This is a genomic window from Streptomyces sp. NPDC058697 (assembly GCF_042715345.1).
In the GTDB taxonomy this organism is placed as follows: domain Bacteria; phylum Actinomycetota; class Actinomycetes; order Streptomycetales; family Streptomycetaceae; genus Streptomyces; species Streptomyces liliifuscus.
Map to the genome: position 1 here is coordinate 91,294 of NZ_JBHXSU010000026.1, position 22,667 is coordinate 113,960.

General features: G+C 70.0%; 17 protein-coding genes. 10 read left to right on the top strand and 7 right to left on the bottom strand.

All coding sequences use genetic code 11. From position 1 onward, the window contains the following. Nucleotides 1–21: 21 nt before the first annotated feature. The 3 genes from ACFWXQ_RS38800 to ACFWXQ_RS38810 all read right to left on the bottom strand — a co-directional run bounded on the left by ACFWXQ_RS38800 (nucleotide 22) and on the right by ACFWXQ_RS38810 (nucleotide 5,259). Entirely contained in the window at nucleotides 22–3,072 is a 3,051-nt protein-coding gene (locus ACFWXQ_RS38800) for an alpha-mannosidase (protein ID WP_383944147.1), read from the bottom strand. Nucleotides 3,073–3,101: 29 nt separating this feature from the next. Continuing rightward, the gene (locus tag ACFWXQ_RS38805; protein WP_383944141.1) at nucleotides 3,102–4,439 is read right to left on the bottom strand and encodes a 6-phospho-beta-glucosidase; all 1,338 of its coding nucleotides are present in this window, start codon (nucleotides 4,437–4,439) and stop codon (nucleotides 3,102–3,104) included. Nucleotides 4,440–4,509: 70 nt separating this feature from the next. Next, on the bottom strand, nucleotides 4,510–5,259 hold the full coding sequence (locus tag ACFWXQ_RS38810) for a DeoR/GlpR family DNA-binding transcription regulator (protein WP_055614767.1): 750 nt from the start codon (nucleotides 5,257–5,259) through the stop codon (nucleotides 4,510–4,512). Between the two features lie 148 nt (nucleotides 5,260–5,407). On the opposite strand from ACFWXQ_RS38810, the gene ACFWXQ_RS38815 reads away from it, so the two are divergent. The 8 genes from ACFWXQ_RS38815 to ACFWXQ_RS38850 all read left to right on the top strand — a co-directional run bounded on the left by ACFWXQ_RS38815 (nucleotide 5,408) and on the right by ACFWXQ_RS38850 (nucleotide 17,167). Then, nucleotides 5,408–6,472: a carbohydrate kinase family protein gene (locus ACFWXQ_RS38815; RefSeq protein WP_383944139.1), complete on the top strand. Its 1,065-nt coding sequence runs from the start codon at nucleotides 5,408–5,410 to the stop codon at nucleotides 6,470–6,472. Nucleotides 6,473–6,509: 37 nt separating this feature from the next. Then, nucleotides 6,510–7,796: an extracellular solute-binding protein gene (locus ACFWXQ_RS38820; RefSeq protein ID WP_200394780.1), complete on the top strand. Its 1,287-nt coding sequence runs from the start codon at nucleotides 6,510–6,512 to the stop codon at nucleotides 7,794–7,796. Further along, nucleotides 7,796–8,758 (top strand): carbohydrate ABC transporter permease, encoded by a 963-nt coding sequence (locus tag ACFWXQ_RS38825; RefSeq protein WP_383944136.1) that lies wholly within the window; start codon nucleotides 7,796–7,798, stop codon nucleotides 8,756–8,758. The genes ACFWXQ_RS38820 and ACFWXQ_RS38825 overlap by 1 nt, the downstream gene beginning before the upstream one ends. Before the next feature lie 14 nt (nucleotides 8,759–8,772). Then, the gene (locus tag ACFWXQ_RS38830; protein WP_383944133.1) at nucleotides 8,773–9,669 is read left to right on the top strand and encodes a carbohydrate ABC transporter permease; all 897 of its coding nucleotides are present in this window, start codon (nucleotides 8,773–8,775) and stop codon (nucleotides 9,667–9,669) included. After that, a complete protein-coding gene (locus ACFWXQ_RS38835) occupies nucleotides 9,669–12,584 on the top strand; it encodes a glycoside hydrolase family 2 TIM barrel-domain containing protein (RefSeq protein WP_383944131.1) in 2,916 nt (971 codons plus the stop codon). Before ACFWXQ_RS38830 ends, ACFWXQ_RS38835 begins: the two co-directional genes overlap by 1 nt. Before the next feature lie 104 nt (nucleotides 12,585–12,688). Next, nucleotides 12,689–14,539 (top strand): LamG-like jellyroll fold domain-containing protein, encoded by a 1,851-nt coding sequence (locus ACFWXQ_RS38840; RefSeq protein ID WP_383944129.1) that lies wholly within the window; start codon nucleotides 12,689–12,691, stop codon nucleotides 14,537–14,539. Nucleotides 14,540–14,569: 30 nt separating this feature from the next. Further along, nucleotides 14,570–16,240 carry a PHP domain-containing protein gene (locus ACFWXQ_RS38845; protein WP_383944126.1) on the top strand — a complete coding sequence of 557 codons (1,671 nt, stop codon included), beginning with the start codon at nucleotides 14,570–14,572 and terminating at the stop codon, nucleotides 16,238–16,240. Between the two features lie 102 nt (nucleotides 16,241–16,342). Continuing rightward, complete coding sequence (locus tag ACFWXQ_RS38850) at nucleotides 16,343–17,167, top strand: PaaX family transcriptional regulator C-terminal domain-containing protein (RefSeq protein ID WP_383944123.1); 825 nt, start codon at nucleotides 16,343–16,345, stop codon at nucleotides 17,165–17,167. Between the two features lie 68 nt (nucleotides 17,168–17,235). Here the strand turns inward: ACFWXQ_RS38850 and ACFWXQ_RS38855 are convergent, their stop codons facing one another. The 4 genes from ACFWXQ_RS38855 to ACFWXQ_RS38870 all read right to left on the bottom strand — a co-directional run bounded on the left by ACFWXQ_RS38855 (nucleotide 17,236) and on the right by ACFWXQ_RS38870 (nucleotide 21,095). Further along, nucleotides 17,236–17,691: a MaoC family dehydratase gene (locus ACFWXQ_RS38855; protein ID WP_383944120.1), complete on the bottom strand. Its 456-nt coding sequence runs from the start codon at nucleotides 17,689–17,691 to the stop codon at nucleotides 17,236–17,238. 32 nt (nucleotides 17,692–17,723) lie between these two features. Beyond that, on the bottom strand, nucleotides 17,724–19,226 hold the full coding sequence (gene menE / locus ACFWXQ_RS38860; protein WP_383944117.1) for an o-succinylbenzoate--CoA ligase: 1,503 nt from the start codon (nucleotides 19,224–19,226) through the stop codon (nucleotides 17,724–17,726). Between the two features lie 63 nt (nucleotides 19,227–19,289). Further along, nucleotides 19,290–20,165, bottom strand: a complete 876-nt coding sequence (locus ACFWXQ_RS38865; protein WP_383944170.1) for an amidohydrolase family protein — start codon at nucleotides 20,163–20,165, stop codon at nucleotides 19,290–19,292. A gap of 12 nt (nucleotides 20,166–20,177) precedes the next feature. Then, on the bottom strand, nucleotides 20,178–21,095 hold the full coding sequence (locus tag ACFWXQ_RS38870; RefSeq protein ID WP_383944115.1) for an SDR family oxidoreductase: 918 nt from the start codon (nucleotides 21,093–21,095) through the stop codon (nucleotides 20,178–20,180). 258 nt (nucleotides 21,096–21,353) lie between these two features. Here ACFWXQ_RS38870 and ACFWXQ_RS38875 point away from each other — a divergent pair, with 258 nt between their 5' ends. After that, nucleotides 21,354–21,782 carry a MarR family winged helix-turn-helix transcriptional regulator gene (locus ACFWXQ_RS38875; RefSeq protein ID WP_383944112.1) on the top strand — a complete coding sequence of 143 codons (429 nt, stop codon included), beginning with the start codon at nucleotides 21,354–21,356 and terminating at the stop codon, nucleotides 21,780–21,782. 30 nt (nucleotides 21,783–21,812) lie between these two features. Next, a complete protein-coding gene (locus tag ACFWXQ_RS38880) occupies nucleotides 21,813–22,562 on the top strand; it encodes an IclR family transcriptional regulator (RefSeq protein ID WP_383944110.1) in 750 nt (249 codons plus the stop codon). Nucleotides 22,563–22,667: the final 105 nt, after the last annotated feature.

Below are 22,667 nucleotides of genomic sequence, written 5' to 3' on the forward strand. Positions count from 1 at the left end.
AATTCTTCATGGGAAGCGTGGTCACCTGTTCCCCACAGCCAGTCGCAGCGTCTGGATCTCGAAGGGCCGCAGGGTGACGGACACACTGTCGCCGTCCGTGTCCGCGCTGGTCAGCGGGCGTTCCAGGAGGTCGGTGAGCTGGGCGCCGGCGAGCGGGAAGCCCGTGCGCAGGGTGCCCTGTGCCCGGCCGCCGAGGGACTCGTAGACGCGTACGACGACATCGCCGGAGGCGTCGTCGGCGAGCTTGACCGACTCGATGGTCACGCCCCCGCCCTCCACGGACACCACCGGTTCGGGGGTGCCCGCCGAGTCCGCCACCCGCAGCGGCAGGTTGAGCGAGTAGCCCTCGGCGACCGCGTCCTCGATGGTCGCGCCCGGCAGCAGCGCGTAGGTGAAGCGGTGCTTGCCCTGGTCGGCCTCCGGGTCCGGGATGCGCGGGGCGCGGACCAGGCTGAGGTGGACCGTGGTGGTCGTACCGCCGTCCTCGCGGACCGTGCGGGTGACGTCGTGGCCGTAGGTGGAGTCGTTGATGACCGCGACGCCGTAGCCCGGTTCGCCGATGTGGACCCAGCGGTGGCCGGAGACCTCGAAGCGGGCCGACTCCCAGCTGGTGTTGGTGTGCGTGGGCCGCTGGATGTGGCCGAACGCGATCTCGGCGGACGAGTGGGCCGCCCGGACGTCCACCGGGAAGCCCGCCTTGAGGAACTTCTCGGCCTCGTGCCAGTCGATGTCCGTCTCGAAGTCGATACGGGGGCTGCCGGCGCGCAGGCTGATCGTCTGGGTGATGCGCGAGCCTTTGCCGAAGGAGCGCTCCACACGGATCGCGCCCAGCAGCGGGTCCTCCTCGACCACGGTCACCGACTCCGCGTCCAGCAGGTCCGTGTAGCGGTTCTTGTAGTGCTTGTCGACGTCCCACGCGTCCCAGTAGTTCGGGAGGTCCGTGTGCAGCCGGAGCAGGTTGCCCGTGTCGGCGAGGACCTCACGGCCGCCGGCGCGCAGATCGCGTACGGAGGCCAGGGTGCCGTCCTCGGCGACCTCGACGCGGACCAGTCCGTTGTCGAGGACGCGGCCGGTGACCGTCACCGGCTCGGGTGCGTCGCCGGTGCCGAGGGGTGCGCTGCCGTTCGCGGGGACGACGGTGTGGGCGAGGGTGCCGTCGGCGGTCCGTACGACCTCCCGGCGCTCGGCCGGGCTGGTGTTGAAGACGCGGGTGCCGCCCGTGCCGAGTGCGGTGACCGCCTCGGCGGTCAGCTCCTCGACCTCGACCGCGACGCGCGCGTACTCGGCCTCCGCCTCGCGGTGCACCCAGGCGATGGAGGACCCGGGCAGGATGTCGTGGAACTGGTGGAGCAGGACCGTCTTCCAGAGCCGGTCGAGCTTCTCGTGCGGGTAGGCGTAGCCGGGAGCGTGGAGCGCGGCCGTCGTGGCCCACAGCTCGGCCTCGCGGAGCTTGTGTTCGCTGCGGCGGTTGCCCTGCTTGGTGCGGGCCTGCGAGGTGTAGGTGGCGCGGTGCAGCTCCAGGTAGAGCTCACCGACCCAGACGGGAGCGTCCGGGTACTCCTCGCGGGCCTTGGCGAAGAACTCGTCGGGGTGCTCGACGACGACCTTCGGCGAACCCTCCAGGTCCGCCAGCCGACGCGCCCGTTCCATGATCTCGCGGGTGGGGCCGCCGCCGCCGTCGCCCCAGCCGAAGGGGGCCAGCGAGCGGGTGGCGGCACCCTTCTCCTGGTAGTTGCGGGTGGCGCGGGCCATCTCCTCGCCGCTGAAGCGCGCGTTGTAGGTGTCGACGGGCGGGAAGTGCGTGAAGATCCGCGTGCCGTCGATGCCCTCCCACCAGAAGGTGTGGTGCGGGAACTTGTTGGTCTGGTTCCAGGAGATCTTCTGGGTGAGGAACCACTCGTTGCCGGCCAGCTTGGCGAGCTGCGGGTAGGCCGCGGTGTAGCCGAAGGAGTCCGGCAGCCAGACGCCCTTCGTCTCGACGCCGAAGTGCTCGATAAAAAACCGCTTGCCGTGGATGAGCTGGCGGGCGACGGCCTCGCCGCCGGGCAGGTTGCCGTCGGCCTCGACCCACATGCCGCCGACCGGCGCCCACTGGCCCTTCTTGACGGACTCCTGGATGCGGGCCCAGACCTTCGGGTAGTTGTCGCGCACCCACTCGTACTGCTGGGCCTGCGAGCAGGCGAAGATGAAGTCGTCGTACTCGTCGGCGAGCGAGGTGACGTTGGAGAAGGTGCGGGACGTCTTGCGCTTGGTCTCGCGGATCGGCCAGAGCCAGGCGGAGTCGATGTGCGCGTGGCCGACGCCGGAGACGATGTGGGCGCTGGCGTTGGCGGGCTTGGACAGGGCGGGCTTGAGCGCGGCCCGTACGTCCGCGGCCGTGCCGGAGACGTCGTCGAGGTCCAGCAGGTCCAGGGCCCGGTCCAGGGTGTGCATGATCTCGTGCCGGCGCGGGTCGTGCTCGCCCAGTTCCAGCATCAGTTCGCGCAGCACCTGGACGTCCAGGTCGAGATGCCAGACCTCCTCGTCGAGGATCGCGATGTCGGCGCGCTGGAAGGTGTAGATCGGCTTGTCGCCCGCGGTGAGCTTGTCGCCCATGGGCGTGATCTTGGAGAAGTTGTCGGCGAGGATGTCCGGGTTGGAGGCGGCCTCGACCAGGTAGTCGATCTGCTCGCCGCCGACGGCGGGGTTGGCGATCGCCACGTACTGGTTGAGCGGGTTGACGGCCTTGAGCGGGGTGCCGTCCGTGAGGTGGACGAGCGCCTCGGCCTGGTTGCCCGGCCAGTCGCCGATGAAGCCGAGGTCGATGACGGCCTCGACGCGCTTGCCGGCCCACTCGGCGGGAACCTGTCCGCGCATCCGGAACCAGGTGGTGCCCCAGGGCGGTCCCCAGGGGGTGTCCATCGCGAAGGGCTCGTACGAGGCGGCCGCGGCCTCCTCGAAGGGGACGGGCTCGCCCGGAGCCTGCCAGGCCTCGACCTCGAAGGGTACGGAGGCGGCGTAGATCGCGGTCTTGATGCGCTGGTCGTGTACGCGCTGGACGCGCTCTTCGATCCGGCGGCGTTCGTCGTGCATCTCAAGTCTCCAGGTAGCGGGGAAAGCGCTTACTCAAGGTACGCCAACCCAGGATGGGCTCCGGTGTATCCGTCGACCAGCCTGCGGGCGACATTCACGGAGTCGACGAGCGGGTGCAGGGCGAAGGCCTTCACGGCCGTCGTACGGGAACGCGACTCGGCGGCGGCGAGCACCTCGCGCTCCACCGCCTTCACCGCGCAGACCAGGCCCGTCGCGTGGTCCGGGAGCGGGGCGACGGCGACCGGGTGGGCACCATTGGCGTCGACCAGGCAGGGCACCTCGATGACGGCGTCCGTGTCGAGCACCGAGAGGGTGCCCTGGTTGCGGACGTTGAGGATCAGCGTGGTGCGCTCGTCGCGGGCGATGGCCCGCATCAGGGCGAGCGCCACCTTCTCGTAGCCGCCGGAGAGGTCGTCGGCCTCGCGCTCGCCGGCGCCTGCCGTCTCCCGGTTCTCCGACATGTACGTGGCCTCGCGCTCGGCGCGCGTACGGTCCCAGGCGGTGAGGGCGGAGGCGTCGGGCCGCTTCATCTCCTCGTAGAAGTGCTCCTGCTGGTCGCGGAGGAACGCGCCGCGGGTCTTCTCGGCCTCGCTGTAGGCGCGGACCGCTTCCCGGTTGAAGTAGTAGTAGTGCAGGTACTCGTTCGGGATCGCGCCGAGCGACTGGAGCCACTCGGTGCCGAAGAGCTTGCCCTCCTCGAAGGAGCCGAGGAGGTCCGGGTCGGCGAGCAGCCGCGGGAGTTCGTCGCGTCCGGCGATGTGCAGGCCGCGGACCCAGCCGAGGTGGTTGAGGCCGACGTAGTCGATCCAGGCCTCGCGCGGGTTGGCGCCGAGCACCCTGGCGATACGGCGGCCGAGGCCGACCGGTGAGTCGCAGATGCCGATCACGCGGTCGCCTAGGTGGCGGGACATGGCCTCGGTGACCAGGCCCGCCGGGTTGGTGAAGTTGATGAGCCAGGCGTCGGGCGCGAGCCGGGCCACACGCTGTGCGATGTCCACGGCGACGGGCACCGTGCGCAGTCCGTACGCGATGCCGCCGGCGCCGACCGTCTCCTGGCCGAGGACGCCCTGGTCGAGGGCGACCCGCTCGTCGGCCGCACGGCCTTCGAGGCCGCCGACGCGGATCGCGGAGAAGATGAAGTCGGCGCCGCGCAGCGCTTCGTCGAGATCGGTGGTGGCGGTCACGGTCGGTGCGTCGGGGACGTCCGCGGCCTGCTCGGCGAGGACGCGGGCGACGGCGGAGAGCCGTCCCGCGTCCAGGTCGTGCAGCACGACGTCGGTGACGCGGCCCTCGCCGCGGTCCCCGAGGAGCGCCCCGTACACGAGCGGCACCCGGAATCCGCCGCCGCCCAGAATCGTCAGCTTCACGCAACTGCCCTTTCGATGTTCGTCGAGGTCCATGAGTTCCTCGATGTCCGCGAACCGGCGCGCACGCCGCTCACGTCAGCACCACGCGCACACCCGCCTCCTCCAGGGCGGACCGCGTCCCGGCGTCCGCCGGTCCGTTGGTCACCACCACGTCCAGTTCCTCGGGCCCGCAGACCTTGGCCATGCCCGTGCCCGGGAACTTGGCGCGGTCGGCGAGCAGGACGACCCGCTCGGCCGCCTTGATCATGGCCCGCTTGACCGGTACCTCGACGACCGTCGTGTCCATCACCTGCCCGCCGGGGCGCACTCCACTGGTGCCGAGGAACAGCCAGTCCGCGTGCAGCTGGCGCAGGTTGTCCTCGGTGAGGAAGCCGACCAGTGAGCGGTACTCGCGGCGGACCATGCCGCCGAGCAGCACCAGTTCGATGCCCTCGTCGTCCACCAGCTCCTCGTAGACCACGAGGTTGCTGGTGATCACGGTGATCCGGCGGCCGTGCAGCTGCCGGGCCAGCCGGTAGGCGGTGGTGCCGATGTCGAGCAGGACCGACTGGCCGTCCTCGACCATCGCGGCGGCACGTTCGGCTATGGCATCCTTCTCGGCCACGCGCACCTCGGCGACCTCGGCGAAGGGCTGGTCGCCCTCCTCGGCGACCGCCCCGCCGTGCACGCGGGTGAGCAGGCCCTCCTCCTCCAGTTTGAGCAGGTCACGCCGGACTGTGGCGGGGCTCACACCCAGCTGCTCCGAGAGGTCGGTGACGGCTGCGGGGCCCCCGTTTCGCAGGGCCCGCAGGATGAGTTGATGTCGTCGCTCTGCCAGCACGCGCTGAACAGTACTCGTCATTCGCAATCATTTCCATGCTCAGTTCTGCTCGACTCTTGCCAAATCAGCCTGAGGCGCGCACGATCCTGTCCACCGAAACACGATCCCGTGCATCGAAAGTGAAGAGTTTTGACGAGAGGATGCGCTCGTGGGTGACGAACGGCCCGACGCGCGGCCCGATGTGCTGCTGACCGGGCTGCTCTTCTACGACCTCGTCCTGACCGGTCTGGGCAAGCCGCCGACCCCCGGCGAGGAGATCTGGACCGACGGGATGGGCACGAGCCCCGGCGGGATCGCGAACCTGGCCGTGGCCGCGGCCCGCTACGGCCTGAGGACGTCTCTGGCCACGGTGTTCGGCGACGACTACTACGGCGCCCACTGCCGTGAGGTCCTCGCGGAGCAGGAGCACATCGACCTCTCGCTCTCCCGTACCGCGGACGGCTGGCACACCCCGGTCACCGTCTCGATCGCGTACGGACACGACCGCGCCCTGGTCACCCACGGCCAGGAACCCCCGTACTCGCAGGACGCGTTGATGGGTGACCCGCCCGCCGCGCGCACGGCCCTCGTGCACATCGAGGCCGAACCCCGCGAGTGGCTCGCCAAAGCGGCGGCGAACGGTACGAAGATCTTCGCGGACGTCGGCTGGGATCCCACCCAGCAGTGGTCCTCGGCCCTCCTCGACCAGCTCGCCCTGTGCCACGCCTTCGTCCCGAACGACACCGAGGCGATGGCGTACACCCGCACCGACACCGCGGCCGACGCGCTCTCCAAGCTCTCCGAGCTGGTGCCGGTGGCCGTGGTCACGCGCGGCGGCGACGGTGCGATCGCCGTCGACCAGACGACGGGCGAGTACGCCGACGTACCCGCCCTCGCCACCGAGGTGCTGGACGCGACGGGTGCCGGAGACGTCTTCGGCGCGAGTTTCGTCGCGGCCTCCCTCGAAGGCTGGCCCCTCGAAGAGCGGCTGCGCTTCGCGGTACTGGCCGCCGGACTGTCCGTACGGCGGCACGGCGGGGCGCTCGCCGCGCCCGGCTGGTACGGCGTCCACGAGTGGTGGCAGTCGGTCAAGAACACCGAGAGCACCGAAAACACCGAACTGCGGCGCGCGTACGGCTTCCTGGCCGACCGCATTCCCGCGGACCCCGGCCCGCCGGTCCCCCACGCCCCGGTGACCCCACCCGCCCCCCACGGCATTCCCGATCTCCCCTGATGCGAAGACCGAACACATCCGAAAGGCGGTGGGAGCTGTGCGGCTCTCACGAAGGGGCCTGCTCCGCGCGGGTCTGGCCGGTACGGCCGCCACGGCGCTCGGCGGCCTGGCGTCCGGCTGCGCCGTACCGACCGGCTCGACCGGCCGGAACATGGTCCTGTGGTACTGGAGCGGCGGGCTGAGCGACACCGTCGTCAAGAAGGCCAAGGCGCGCTACGACTCGTCGGTCGACCTGGACGCGATCCAGATCGGCGGCTACTACCGCTCCAAGCTGATCACCACGATGACCGGCCAGGCCCACATCCCCGACATCGCGGGGCTCAAGGGCGAGGACATGGCGTCCTATCTGCCGAACGCCGACCAGTTCGTCGATCTGCGGACCCTCGGCGCCGAGAAGCTCAAGAGCCAGTACCTGGACTGGAAGTGGCAGCAGGCGGTCGCACCGGACGGCAGCCTCATCGGCTTCCCCATCGACGTGGGCCCGGTCGTGCAGTACTACCAGCCGGCCGTCTACGAGAAGGCCGGACTGGCGTACGAACCGGACGACGTCTCCTCGGAGATGAACACCTGGGACAAGTTCTTCGCGGCCGGTGAGCAGCTCAAGAAGCGCATCCCGGGCACGTACATCCTGACCGACGTCGGCAGCGTCTTCGAGATGTCGATCGGCCAGGGGACCACCCGGTATGTGAACCGGGACAAGCACTTCATCGGCGACGGCGAGCACGTACGCGTCTGCTGGGACCGTGCGGTGGAGGCCAAGCGGCGCGGGATCGTCTCCGACCTCGTGACGGGCACCCCCGACTCCATCTCGGCCACCGAGAAGGGCCGGCTGCCGAGCCAGCTCAACGCCTCCTGGGCGGCCGGTGACCTCAAGCTCCAGTACCCGAAGACCAAGGGCAGATGGCGGGTGGCGAACTGTCCGGGCGGCCCGTCGAACGTCGGCGGCTCGTTCCTGGCGATCACCAAGGCGTGCCGCGAACCCGAGAAGGCCTTCGAGATCATCACCTGGCTGCTCAACGCGGACAACCAGGCCCAGGGCTTCGTCGACGCCGGACTCTTCCCGTCGACCCCCGCCTCGTACGACATGAAGAAGCTGCGCGAGCCCGACCCGTTCTTCGGCGACCAGATCACGATGGACGTCTACGGGCCGGCCGCGGAGAAGATCCCGGTCGCGTTCAACAGCCCGTTCGACGTGGCGCTCGGGCAGCCGATCAAGGACGAGATCAAGAACGTCGGCGTCCTCGGCAAGGACCCCAAGAAGGCCTGGAGGGACGCCATGAGCAAGTGCCGGCGCATCGCGGACCACCTGGGGGTGAGTCACTGATGGCTACCGTGCCCCTGGTCGAGAAGCCCCCGGCGCCCGCCGTGGAGCCACCCGCCCCCAACCCCAGGAAGAGCATCCGGAGTTACTGGCGGCTGTACGCCGCGATCTCGCCCTTCTATCTGCTGTTCCTCGCCTTCGGTCTGATCCCGGTCGGCTTCTCGCTGTATCTGTCGTTCCACCGCTGGGACGGTCTGGGATCGATGCAGTACGCCGGGCTGTCGCAGTACAAGTACCTGCTGTCGGACACCGACTTCTGGAGTTCGATCGGCAACACGATCATCATCTGGGCGCTGGCCACCTTCCCCATGATCTTCCTGGCGATGGTGACGGCCGTGATGCTCAACTCGGCGGTCCGCTTCAAGAAGATCTACCGCTTCGCGTTCTTCCTGCCGAACGTCACCTCGGTGGTGGCCGTCGCGATCATCTTCGGCTCGGTCTTCTCCACCAACTTCGGCCTGGTCAACGCCCTGTTGCAGGCGGTCGGACTCGACCAGGTGGCCTGGCTCAACACCCCGTGGGGCATCAAGGTCGCCATCGCCACCCTGATGACCTGGCAGTGGACCGGCTACAACGCGATCATCTTCCTCGCCGGACTCCAGACGATCCCCGGCGAGCTGTACGAGGCCGCGCGCGTGGACGGCGCAGGGCCCGTCCAGACCTTCTTCCGGATCACGCTGCCGATGATGCGGCCCGTGCTGCTCTTCGTCCTCGTCATCTCTACGGTCACCGGACTGCAGAGCTTCTCCGAACCCCAGGTGCTGCTGCAGACCACGGCCAACGAGTCGACGTTCTCGGGCGGTCCCGACCACGCCGGCCGGACGATGGTCCTCTACTTCTTCCAGCAGACCTTCGACAACAACGACTTCGGTTACGGCGCCGCCGTGGCCTGGGGCATCTTCCTCGTCGTCGTCATCTTCTCGATCATCAACTGGCGCTTGGTGCAGCGCCGGGGCGAAGACTAGGGAGGCCCGTCACCATGACAATCACCGATGTCAAGCCCACCGAGTCCGAGCCCGGCAAGGCCAGGCACAGCAAGAACAAGCGCATCGAGGGCACCCGGCGCAGGGGAATCGCCCTCCATGTGTCCCTGATCCTCGGCCTGTTGCTCTCCGCGTTCCCGTTCTACTGGGCCGTGATCATGTCGACGCACACGTCGACCGAGATCTTCTCCTACCCGCCGAAGCTGCTGCCCGGCTCGCACCTCGGCGACAACCTCAGCAAGCTCTTCGACAGCATCGACTTCTTCGGGTCGATGTTCAACTCGCTGCTCGTCGCCACCTCGGTGACGGTCCTCGTGCTCTTCTTCGACTCACTGGCCGCGTTCGTCTTCGCGAAGTTCAGCTTCCCCGGCCGGGGAGTGCTGTTCGCCATGATGATGATGATCTTCATGGTGCCGGCCCAGTTGCAGGCCATCCCGCAGTTCGTGATCATGGCGAAGCTCGGCTGGATCGGCTCGATGACCTCGCTGATCGTGCCGGCGGCCGCGAACGCGTTCGGCATCTTCTGGATGCGGCAGTACATGAAGAGCGCGATCCACGACGAGCTGCTCGACGCCTCCAAGCTCGACGGGGCGAGCTTCATGCGCCAGTACTGGCACGTGGCCCTGCCGGTCGTGCGGCCCGGTCTCGCCTTCCTCGGCATCTTCACGTTCATGGGCCAGTGGAACGACTACGCCTGGCCGTTGATCGCCCTCACCAACCCGGACAACGTGACCCTCCAGGTCGCGCTCTCCCAGCTCAACGGCGTCCACGGCACCACGGACTACGGGATGGTCATGACGGGTGCGGTACTGGCCCTCATCCCGCTGCTGATCGTCTTCGCGATCGGCGCCAAGCAGATCATCGCGGATCTCGGCAAGGGAGCCATTCGCTGATGCGACGCGATCACCTGATCGCCCTGCGCCCCTGGGAGGCACCCGAGGTGACCTCCTGGGGGCGGCTGGCCATGAACGCGGTGGACCGGCGCTCCGGTGCGCTGTCCCTGGACGGCTCCTGGCACTTCCAGCTGCTGCCCTCGCCCATGGGCTGCTCGGGCGAGTGGACCCGGACCGAGGTGCCGGGCACCTGGACCACCCAGAGCGGCGACGACCTGCCCCAGTACACCAACGCGCAGATGCCGTGGGGAGAGTTCCCGCCCGCCTCGCCCGCCGCCAACCCGACGGGCATATACGAGCGTTCCGTCGACATCCCCGCCGAGTGGGCCGGACGCAGGATCGTGCTCCAGGTCGGCGCGGCCGAGAGCGTCCTCCTGGTCCATGTGAACGGCAAGCCCGTCGGCATCTCCAAGGACTCCCACCTCGCGGCCGAGTTCGACCTCTCCGACGTCGTACGCCCCGGGGACCCGGCGACCGTACGGTTCACCGTCGTCAAGTGGTCCGACGCCTCGCACATCGAGGACCAGGACCAGTGGTGGCACGCCGGGATCACCCGCTCGGTGCTGCTGTACGCGACCGACCCGCTGTATCTCGCGGACGTGACCGTCAGGGCCCGGCGGGACGGACGGCTCCGGGTCGACTGCCAGGTGCGCGACGCAGCGGGACCGCTGCCCCAGGGGTGGTACGTCACCGGGGCGCTGGAGGGCCAACTCCTTGCCCAGGACACCGAGTTCGACCGTTTCAACGCCGAGGACATGCGGGTGTCCGACTTCTTCGGCGAGGCCCGGCTGCGGGGCACCGTCGAGAACGTGTGGCCATGGACCGCCGAGACGCCCGAGCTGTACGACCTGACCGTGCGCCTGCACCGGTCCGACGGCTCGGTCGCCGACACCTCGCACCACCGGGTCGGGTTCCGGGACGTCGAGATCCGCGGCCGGGACCTGCTGGTCAACGGCGAGCGCGTCTACATCCGGGGCGTCAACCGGCACGACTTCCACCCGCTGACCGGCCGCACGGTCACCGCGGACGACATGCGCGCGGACCTGGTCGTCATGAAGCGCTTCGGCTTCAACGCGATCCGCACCGCCCACTACCCGAACGACCCGACGCTGTACGACCTCGCCGACGAGCTGGGTTTCTACGTCGTGGACGAGGCGAACATCGAGTCGCACGACCACGCCCACGAGATCGCCGACGACCCCCGCTATCTGCCCGCCTTCGTGGACCGGGTCTCGCGCATGGTGCTGCGCGACAAGAACCATCCGTCGGTCATCATCTGGTCGCTGGGCAACGAGTCCGACTACGGCGCCAACCACGACGCGGCGGCGGGCTGGGTCCGGCGCCACGATCCGACCCGGCCGATCCAGTACGAGGGCGCGGCCAAGCTCGACTGGGCGGATCCGACGGCCGCGTCCGACATCGTCTGCCCGATGTACGCGCCGATCGAGGACTGCGTCGCACACGCCCTGTCGGGAAAGCAGATCATGCCGCTCATCCAGTGCGAGTACTCGCACGCCATGGGCAACAGCAACGGCACGCTCGCCGACACCTGGGCCGCCATCGAGTCCACCCCAGGTCTTCAGGGCGGCTTCATCTGGGAGTTCTGGGACCACGGCATTCTCCAGCGTGTGAACGACGGAAGACCTGTCGGGCGTGGGGGTGCCGGGCTGTACGAGCACGGAGTCGCCGCGCCCGGCCATCGCTGGGCCTACGGCGGCGACTTCGGCGAGACCATCCACGACGGGGCCTTCATCGCCGACGGCGTGGTGTTCCCGGACCGCACGCCCAAGCCCGTGTTGTACGAGCACCGGGAGATCGCGGCGCCGGTCCGCCTCACCTACGGCCAGGGCGTGCTCCTGGTCCACAACCGGCAGCACTTCCGGGGCCTGGACTGGCTCGCGGCCGAGTGGTGCCTGGTCCTCGCGGACGGCACCACGGTGACGGCACCGGCCGAGCTGCCCGACGTACTGCCGGGCGAGTCCGCGGCGGTGCCGCTGCCCTTCCCTGTGCCGGAGGGCGAGTCCTGGCTGACCCTGCGGGTCACGACCGCGGACGACGAGGCCTGGGCCCCGCTCGGCACCGAGGTGTGCCTGCCGCAGGTCCGGCTGGGCGCGCCCGCCGCCGACGCGGCGCCGGAGCCCGCGTCCGGCCCGGCCGTCACGCTGGACACGGACGCGCTGCTGGTCCATCCGCTGCTGACCTCCGCGCCCGTGCTCTCGCTGTGGCGGGCGCCCACCGACAACGACGAACTGGGCGGCATGGCGGCCCGTTGGCACGACTGGGGGCTCGACGAGCTCGTACGCAAGGTCGTGGACGTGCGCGAGGAGGGCACCCGGGTCGTCGTGGTCGCCGAGTACGCGACCGGGGCCGGGCCCGTCCGCCACGAGCAGGTGTTCACCCCGGTCGCCGGTGGCCTCCGGGTCGAGGAGTCGGCCGAACTGCCGGAGGGCCTCGACGACGTGGCCCGCGTCGGCACGGTCTTCGAGACGGTCGCCGGGCTCGATGTCCTGGACTGGTACGGGCAGGGCCCCTGGGAGTCCTACCCGGACCGGAGCACGGGCGCGCCCGTCGGGCACCACTCGCTCCCGGTGGACGAGCTGTTCACCCCCTATCTGCGGCCCCAGGAGAGCGGCGGGCGGCACGGTGTGCGCCGGTTCACGCTGTCGGCGCCGGACGCCACGGGACTGACCGTGGAGCTCGGGGCGCCGGGGCAGGTCTCCGTCAACCGGTACCGGGCCGAGGATCTGGCCGCCGCCGCGCACCACGACGAGCTGGTGCCGCGGCCCGGCTGTGTCGTGCACCTCGACGCCGCGCACCGGGGGCTCGGCACGGCGTCGTGCGGGCCCGACACCTCGGCCGAGTACCTCGTCGCGCCGGGCACCCACCGCTGGGCCTGGACGCTGCGCGTGCTCTGATCCCTGCCGCCGGCCCCTCCCGACCACCGCCCTCTCCCGGTCGCCACCCCCTCCCGAGTCACCACCCCCCTCTCCCGAGCAGTCCCCCTTCTCACGGAGCAGACGTGTGTACTTCGCATGAGCACGACCCGGCCGAGGCCTGCCCGCAAGCCGGCGCCGGACGACGGAACTTCCTTCGGGCGACCGCGCTGATCGGCGCCGCCACGGCGGCGGTCTCGCTGCCGGCCGCCACCGCTCAGGCGGCGCCCGCTTCGGGCACCCGCTGGAGACCCGACCCCGACAGCCACCGCTTCACGCTCGCCGTGATGCCCGACACGCAGTACCTCTTCGACGGGCCGAGCATCAACCCCGCCCCGATCGAAGCGTCTCTGCGGTACGTCCTGGAGCACGGGAAGGACGAGAACATCGTCTTCCTCTCGCACCTGGGCGACCTCACGGAGAACGGCGCCCAGCCCGAAGTCGCCGCGGTGAGCAAGGCGTTCGAGCTGCTCGACCGGCGGGGCGTGGGCTACAGCGTCCTGGCGGGCAACCACGACGTGAAGTCCTCCACCGACGACCAGCGGGGCCCGACCCCTTATCTGGACGCCTTCGGCCCCAAGCGGTTCAAGGGCAGGCCGACCTTCGGCGGGGCCTCGCCGGACGGCTACAACACCTTCCACCTCTTCAAGGCGGCCGGCCGGCAGTGGCTCGTCCTCGCCCTGGACTGGCGGCTGTCGGCGAAGGGCTACGCGTGGGCCAAGGACGTCATCGCCCAGCACCCGAGGACGCCGGTCATCCTCACCACCCATGAGCTGGTCTACGAGGACGACACCCTCTCCACCTACGGACAGCAGCTCTGGGACCGGCTGGTCAAGGAGCACGACCAGATCTTCCTCACCCTCAACGGGCACTACTGGCCGGCCGCCCGGACCGTGCGCAGGAACGCCGCCGGGAACGACGTACACCTGCACCTGACGAACTATCAGAACCGTTACTACGGCGGCGCGGCGATGATCCGGCTGTACCGTTTCGACCTCGACCGCGACACCATCGATGTCGAGACGATCTCCCCGTGGATCCTGGGCCGGGCGGCCAAGGGGCTCAACGAGCTGGAGCGCCAGGAGATCGAGCTGTCCGGCCCCGCGGACCGGTTCTCGGTGGCCGTCGACTTCGAGAAGCGCTTCTCCGGCTTCGCCCCGGTGCCGCCGCGCGCGCCCCGGCCCGCCTCCGAGATGCTGGTGCGGGGCACGCTCGCCTACTGGCGGTTCGACGGCCACGCGGAGGGCGCGGCCCTGGACGGCACGGTCCGCGACCTCTCCGGACGCGGCAACGACCTGACCGTGGTCAAGGTCGGCGACGGCTCCCTCACCTGGTCGTCGGCACACCACCCCGACCAGCCGGGGCACGGCAGCCTCTCGTTCAACGGCGACAAGTCACCGCTGCGGGGCGCCTACCTGCGGACCGTGGACAACGCGCCGCTCAACTCGGCCACCTTCCGCGGCGGTTACACCGTCGAGGCCTTCTACCAGCTGCCCGCCGACTGGAACCCGTCCCGCAACGCCTGGTCCGGGCTGGTCAGCCGCACCGGTACGGGCGGGGCCGCGGGCAAGAAGGAGGGCGACCCGGACGAGCCGCTCGCCACGCTGTCCCTGTCGGACGGCCCCGGCCCGCAGTGGGCGGTACGGCCGCTCAACCAGGAGGGCATCGCGACCAACTGGGGCGACGAGACGGCGCGGGAACAGTGGTGGCACGTCGCCGTCGTCAACGACGGCTCGCACACCACGCTGTACGTCCAGGGGTGCCCCGTGGCCCGCAATCCCACCGCGCGCTCCGTGGGACTGACCTCGGTCGGACTGCCCTGGCTCCTCGGCGGCTACGAGTACGCCGGGAAGATCGACCAGATCCTGCACGGACGGCTCGGTGACGTGCGGATCGTCGAACGCGCCCTGCCCGTCAAGTCGTTCATGAACCACTGATCCATCGAACTCCGAGGGACTCACCAGACCATGACCGAGCAGCAGCTGCCCGCCTGGGCAGATCCGTCCGTCTCCCCCGCCGCCCTGGACGCGCAGGGCGTGTCCAGACGTCAACTCATGCGCCGTGCGGGCCTGTTCGGCGCCGCCTTCGCCGCCGGGTCGCTGGCGACGCCCGCCATGGCGAGTGCGAAGGGCTTCGGCGGCAACGACCCGCGCCTCGCCTACCTCGTCGGCGACCACCACGTCCACTCCGTCTACAGCCACGACGCCAAGTACACCTTCGACCAGGTCGCGCAGGCCGGCGCCGAGTACGGCCTCGACTGGATGGTGTTCAACGAGCACTCCAACTTCGGGCACGCCAAGTACGGCGCGCAGTTGGAGCACAAGGAGATCCTCAAGGCCCGCGCGGCGAACCCGCGTCAGCTGATCTTCCAGGGCCTGGAGTGGTACATCCCGGGCGCCGAGCACTGCACGATCTTCGCGGCGCCCGGCCGCCACGAGGTCGACCTGCTCACGAAGTTCGAGCTGGCCTACGACGGCAAGCTGCTCGGCTACACGGCGGGCGCCCCCACCCACCCCGACACCCCGCGCAACGAGGCGCACGCCGTCAAGGCCATCAAGTGGCTGGCCTCGCAACGCCGTTCGGGTTACGTGGACGACGTACTGGTCTTCGCCAACCACCCATCGCGCCTGGGCATCGACTCCCCGCACGAGATGCGGAACTGGCGGGACGCGGCCCCCGAGATCATGATCGGCATGGAGGGCGCGCCCGGCGCCCAGGGCGGGGCCATCCCCGGCTGGCGCGGTCCGACGTCGATACGCGGCGAGTACGAGAACAAGCCCTCGGCGGACTCCTGGCCCGGCTATCCGACGGACGCGTATGTCACGTACGGCGGCTTCGACTGGATGACGGCGACCGTCGGCGGCATGTGGGACGCCATGCTCTCCGAGGGCAGGCTGTTCACGATCACCACCAACTCCGATGTGCACCGGGTGGTGTTCGACACCTGGAAGAACGGCGACTGGCCGCCGGGGCAGAACTTCGACAACACGGGACGGCTGCCCGACCCGGTCAACACCACCGAGCCACAGCCCGGCGGCGACTTCTGGCCCGGCCAGTTCAGCCGCACCCACGTCGGTGTGTCCCGCTACGGCTACCGCGCGGTGATGGCGGGCCTGCGCGCGGGCCGCGTCTGGCTCGACCACGGGCATCTGCTCGACGGTCTCGACGTACGGCTGAAGCGGGACTGCGACCACGGCCGGGGCGTCACACTGGGCAGCCGGCTGCGCGTCCGCAAGGGCGAGAAGCTCACCCTGAACGTCACCGTGACGACGGCCTCGCGGCCCAACCCGCACGACATCCTGCCCGAGCTGGCCCACGTGGACGTGATCCGCGGCGCGGTGCGCGGTCCGGCGGCCGACCGGGACAGCTGGCGGGCGCCGGCCACCAAGGTCGTGCACACGGCGGACGTGTCAGGGCGCAAGGGCACGTACACCCTGCGCATCCCGCTGACCGCCGGGGACGAGTCCTTCTACGTGCGGCTGCGCGGCAGCGACGGCAACCGGCACGGCGCCGGGTACCTGGGCGCGTCGGTCGACCCGCACGGGCCGATCCCGCACAAGCCGGGCGACGGTGACCCGTGGCTCGACACGTGGTTCTACTCCAACCCGGTGTTCGTGGAGGTGGCCGGCCACCGGTGAGGCCGGTCCTGGGGCCACCGGTGCTGGGGTGGCCGGTCCTGAGGTGCCCGGTGCGCCCGTACTACCTGGTCACGAGCTGATCGACGGGCGTACCGTGGGCCGGTGACCACTGACGAGGCGCTGCGGCCCCAGTCCCTCATGCTGTCGTTCCTGGGTGACCAGGTGCTCGGCCGTGACGTCTGCGTGTACTCGGGGAGCGTCATCGACGTCTTCGGGCGCGCGGGCGTCGGCGAGCACGCGACCCGCTCGACGCTGACGCGCATGGTGGGCCGCGATCTGCTCAGGCGGCAGCGCGAGGGACGCCGTATGTACTTCGGGCTGACCGAGCGCTCGGAGTCCGTGCTGCGGGACGGCGAGCAGCGCATCTGGGAGGACGGGGCCGTCAACCGGCAGTGGGACGGCTCCTGGACGCTGCTCGGCTTCTCGCTGCCGGAGTCCTGGCAGCGTCAACGCCACGATCTGCGCGCGCAGTTGACCTGGAGCGGCTTCGGCCCGCTGTTCGGCGGACTGTGGATCGCACCCGGCGAGGCCGACGTCTCCGCACTCGTCACCGAGCTCGGCCTGTCCGCCCATGTGAAGATCTTCCGGGCCCACGCGGACGCGGGCATGGACATCGGCGCCATGATCGAGGAGACCTGGGCGCTGGACGAACTGGCCACGCGCTACGAGGCGTTCGCGCATCGCTGGCAACGCTGGGAGACGACCGAGCCCGCCGCCGACGAGGCCCTCGCCCTGCGGCTGCGCCTGTCGACGGAGTGGCTGCAGGTCGTCCGACGCGACCCGCGCCTCCCGGTCAAACACCTCCCGGACAACTGGCCCGCCGAACAGGCCGAGAAGACCTTCCGCACGGTGTACGCCCGCCTGACCCCGCTGGCAAGGGAGTCGGCGGAGCAACTCCTCGACCTGGTACCGGTACGAGCCCCGTAGGGGCGCGGGGAACTGCGCGACCAGCCACAACGAACCCGCGGACAAAAACGGCGCTCCCAGCAGAACGCTCACACATAAAAACGGGACAAACTCTGCAACACAGCCGCCGGCTTGGCCGCCCCCTCGATCTCAATCGTCCCGTCAACCGCGATCTGCACACCCCCCGGCACGTCCTCGACATCAGCCAGCCTTCCGACGAGCCGGATACGCGAGCCGACCTTCACCGGCGAGGGGAAACGGACCTTGTTGAGGCCGTAGTTGACCTTCGTGGTGACCCCCTGCACATCCAGCAGCTCGGTGAAGAGCGGGATGAACAGCGAGAGGGTGAGATACCCGTGCGCGATGGGCGCACCGAACGGCCCCGCCTTGGCCTTCTCCTCGTCGACATGGATCCACTGGTGGTCCCCCGTGGCGTCGGCGAACGTGTTGATGCGCTCCTGGGTGACCTCGATCCACTCGCTGGTGCCGAGGTCGCTGCCGGCGAGCTTCTTGAGTTCGTCGATGCCGTTCACGGTGATGGTCATAAGTGCCTGTTCCTTGAGGGGAGTTCGGAGGGTCATCGCGTCCCGTACCGCTTGCGCACCCGGGACTTGAGGAGCTTGCCGGAGGCCGTCCGCGGCAGTTCGTCCGCGAGCACCACCGACTTCGGGATCTTGTACTTGGCGAGGCGTCCGGCGAGGGACGCGAGGACCTCGTCGGGGTCGAGCTCGACGTCCTCGCGGGGCACGACGACCGCACGCGGCACCTCGCCCCACTTCTCGTCGGGCACGCCGATGACCGCGCACTCGACGATGTCGGGGTGGGCGAGGAGCTGGTCCTCGATCTCGGCGGGGTAGATGTTCTCGCCACCGGAGATGATCATGTCCTTGATGCGGTCGACGATGGTGACATAGCCGTCCTCGTCGATCCGGGCGGCGTCCCCGCTGCGGAACCAGCCGTCGTGGAACACGGCCGCGGTCTCGTCGGGCAGCCCCCAGTAGCCGGGCATCACATGCGGCCCGCGTACGACCACTTCCCCGGTCTCGCCGATCTCGGCGGGGGCGAGATCGGGCCGTACGACACGTACGTCGCTGAAGAAGTGCGGCACACCCGCCGATCCCGCCTTGCTCACCGCGTGCTCGGCGTCCAGGAAGAGCACGCCGGGCGAGGCCTCGGTCATGCCGTAGCCCTGGAGGAAGGTGAGGCCCCGTTCCTGGTAGGCGGCGATGAGCGGGGTCGGCACGGGTGAGCCGCCGCAGCTGAGCATGCGCAGGGAGGACAGGTCGGCGTCGGCCCAGCGCGGATGGCGGGCCACGTGCTCGAACATGGTGGGCACGCCGAACATGAAGGTGATGCGGTGCCGTTCGATCAGGTCGAGGGTGGCCGCCGGATCGAAGGCCTCGACCAGGACGCAGGTGCCGCCCTTGAGGAGGACCGGCAGGGTCAGCATGTTCAGCCCGGCGGTGTGGAACAACGGGGCGGAGACCAGGGCGCGTTCGTCGGTGATCAGGTCCTGGTCGACCAGGACGTTGACCGCGTTCCACGTCAGGTTGCCGTGGGTGAGCATCGCGCCCTTGGGCCGGCCGGTCGTGCCCGAGGTGTACATGATGATGCAGGTGTCGTCGGCGGTGACGGGTTCGTCGATCGCCTCGTCGGCGGCCGCGCCGAGCAACTGGTCGTATTCGGCGCCCACTTCGACGTACGTACGCACGTCGCTGTTGCCCGGCAGTCCCGCGACCAGGCCGGCGAACGACGGCCCGTACACGAGGGCCTTCGCGCCGGAGTCCGTGAGCTGGTAGGCGATCTCGGGCCCGGCGAGGCGGGTGTTGAGCGGTACGAAGACCGCGCCGAGCGTGCCCGCGGCGAACAGTGTCTCCAGGTAGGACGGGTGGTTCGGGCCGAGGTAGGCGATGCGGTCGCCGCGGCGCACCCCGGAGTCGCGCAGGGCGTGTGCGAGGCGGGTGGTGCGCTCGTACAGCCCGGCGTAGGTGACCGTGGTGTCGCCGTGGATCAGGGCGGTGCGGTGCGGGGTCTTGCGGGCCCGGCGTGCGGGCCACGACCCCAGTCCCTCATTGCGCATGTCCGTGCCCCTGTCCTTCATTGCACATGGGGTGCCCCTGTCCTTCGTTGCACATGGCTGCCGCTATGGCTTCGTCAGCCCGAGCAGCCGGGCCGCGTTGTCCTTGAGGATCTTCGGCCTGACCTCGTCCTTGATGGAGAGCTTCGCGAAGTCGGCCAGCCAGCGGTCCGGGGTGAGGACCGGGTAGTCGGAACCGAACAGCACCTTGTCCTTGAGCAGCGTGTTCGCGTACTGCACGAGCTGCGGCGGGAAGTACTTCGGCGACCAGCCGGACAGGTCGATGTGGACGCCCGGCTTGTGCGTGGCGACCGCGAGTGCCTCGTCCTGCCAGGGGAACGACGGGTGCGCCAGGATGATCTTGAGGTGCGGGAAGTCCGCGGCGACGTCGTCCACGTGCAGCGGGTTGGAGTACTTGAGCCTGATCCCGCCGCCGCCCGGGACGCCCGCCCCGATGCCCGTCTGTCCGGTGTGGAAGAGGGCGATCGTGCCGGTCTCCTCGATCACCTCGTACAGCTCGTACGCGACCGACCTGTCGTTGGGGAAGAAGCCCTGGATGCTGGGGTGGAACTTGAAACCCTTCACCCCGTACTCCTCGACCAGGCGGCGGGCCCGCTTGACTCCGGCCTTGCCGCGGAAGGGGTCGATGGAGGCGAAGGGGATCAGTACGTCCGGGTTGGCGGCGGCCGCCTCGGCGACCTCCTCGTTCGGGACGGGCTCGGTGCCGGTGGCGGACTCGGCGTCGACCGTGAAGATCACGGCGGCCATCTTCCGCTCGCGGTAGTAGGCGGCGGTCTCCTCCAGGGTCGGCTTCCGCTTGCCCTCGACCTTGAAGTAGGCGCTGGAGGCCTCGTGCAGGTCGTCGTCCAGGGACGAGGTGCCCTTGGAGGAGACCTCGGCGTGGGTGTGAACGTCGATCGCGACGAGTTCCTCGACGTCGATGGTCGTCATCGTCTACGCCTCCGGGAACTTCGGGGCGGGGATGCCGACGGACTGCGGCTCGGCGCCCAGCGAGGCCGGCCAGACGTCGGCCAGGGAGTCGGGGGTCCAGCCACCGTCAGCGTACGCCGCCTTGATCTCCTGGGGGTGGGACCACAGGGCCACCTTGTCGCCGCCGATGCCGATGGCCTGGCCTGTCACCCCGCGCGCGGCTTCGGAGGCCAGGAACGGGACGAGTACGGCGCAATCCTCGGGGGTGCCGAAGCCCTCGCCCTTGCGGAGGAAGTCCGGCAGCGGCTCGCCGCCTCGCATGGCCTCGATGTAGGGCGCGAAGGCGGGGATGGTCTCGGTCATCGCGGTGGCGGCCACCGGCACGATCGCGTTGACGGTGATGCCCGCGCGGCCCAGCTCCATCGACCACGTACGGGCCATGGCGGCGATGCCGGCCTTGGCGGCGGCGTAGTTCGTCTGGCCGAAGTTGCCGCGCTGTCCGGCAGGGGAGCCGACCAGGATCAGCGTGCCGCCCTCGCCCTGCTCCCGCATGCGTACTGCGGCGGCGCGGGCGCAGGTGAAGGTGCCCTTGAGGTGAGTGGTGATCACCGCGTCGAAGTCCTCGTCGGTCATCTTCCACAGGACCTTGTCCCGGAGGATGCCCGCGTTGGTGACCAGGACGTCGAGGCGGCCGAACTCCTCCACCGCCCGGCCCACCAGGCGGTCCGCGGCCTCGGTGGTGCCGACCGGGACCACCTCGGCCACGGCGCTGCCGCCCGCCTCGGTGATTGCCTTGACGGCCTGCTCGGCGACGTCCTCGTCCACGTCGTTGACGACCACGGAGGCGCCTGCGGCGGCCAGGGCGTGCGCATAGGCCAGGCCGAGGCCACGGCCGGAGCCGGTGACGACGGCGACCTTGCCGGTGAGATCGATGCTGGGCACGACGGTCCCTTCGAGAAACGGATCACCTGCGGGAGGCAGGACGGCTACGAGATCGAAGCACTACGAGTTCGGAGCGCTCCGAGATCGAAGCTAAAGACAATCATTGTTGTCGTCAATAGTTGTTGCTGACTCGTCCGTGCGGCATGCTGTGAGGAACACAAACGCACCGCCCCCGCGGGGGCCCGGCCCAGGGAGCCCGCCATCGCCGGCCAGCAGCACGCCACGCCCCCCGACGCCATCGACTCTCAGGAGCCGTGGATGCGCGGGCTGCACTCGGACACCGGCTATCTCCTGTACCGGCTGGGACTGCGGTCGGGGCAGCTGTTCAACACGTTCCTCCAGGAGTCCGGGCTGCGGCTGCGGCACTACGCGCTGCTGCGGTTCCTGGCCACCTCCGAGGGCGCGCTCCAGCGGGAGCTGAGCTCGCGGCTCGGCTACGACCCGAGCGCGATCGTCGGTCTGGTGGACGACCTGGAGAAGCTCGGTTTCGCCGCGCGCCGCCCCTCCCCCGACGACCGCCGCAGCCGCATCGTGGTGCTCACCGAGGACGGCCGCGCCTTTCTGCGCGACACCGACGAGGCGGGTCTGCGGGTGACGAACGACCTGCTCAAGCCCCTCGACCCCGCCGAGCGGGACACCCTGCACACGCTGCTGCAGCGGGTCGCCGAAGCGGAGCTCGACACATGACCGGCCTCGACGCATGACCGGTCCCGGCCGATGACCGCGGCGTCCGCCCCCGACCGCCTCCTGGCCGTGCTCGCCGCCTTCGACCACGAACACCCGGCGCTCTCCCTCACGGACATCAGCCGCCGGGCCGGGCTCTCCCTCACCACCGCCCACCGGCTGGTGGGCGCGCTCAGCGACTGGGGCGCCCTGGAGCGCGACCCGTCCGGGATCTACCACGTGGGCCTGCGCCTGTGGGAGATCGCGGCGCTCTCCCCGCGCGGTCTCGCGCTGCGGCAGATCGCGCTGCCGTATCTGGAGGACCTGTACGAAGCCACCCACGAGAACGTGCAGTTGGCGGTCCGGGACGGCTCCGAGGTCGTCTACATCGAGTGGATCTCCGGCCGTTCGGCCGTGGGCGTGAAGATCCAGGTGGGCGCCCGCTGGCCGCTGCACGCGACCGGCGTGGGCCTCGCGCTGCTCGCGCACTGCGAGACCGCCTTCCAGGAGACGTACTGCGGCGGACCGCTGGCCGCGTTCACCCCGCACACGATCACGGACGGGGCCACGCTGCGCCGCGCCCTGGCCGAAGTCCGGCGCTCGGGCGTGGCGGTGAGCACCCGTCAGATCACCGACGACGCGCTGTCGGTGGCCGCGCCGGTCCGTGCGGCGAACGGCTCAGTGGCCGCGGCCGTCTCGGTCGTGGTGCCCGAACGCGACGCGCAGACACCGGCGTTGATCCCGGCGGTACGGCTCGCTGCGCTTGGCATCTCACGGGCGCTGGGGTGGCAGCCGGAACGGTAGTGACAGGGCGGGCGTGTCTTGTCGTCCTGGGAACGGGCGCCCCGTCGGGGAGGCGCGCCCTGTCCGGGAGGGCGAGCCCCGTACGGGAAGGCTAGCCCCGTCGGG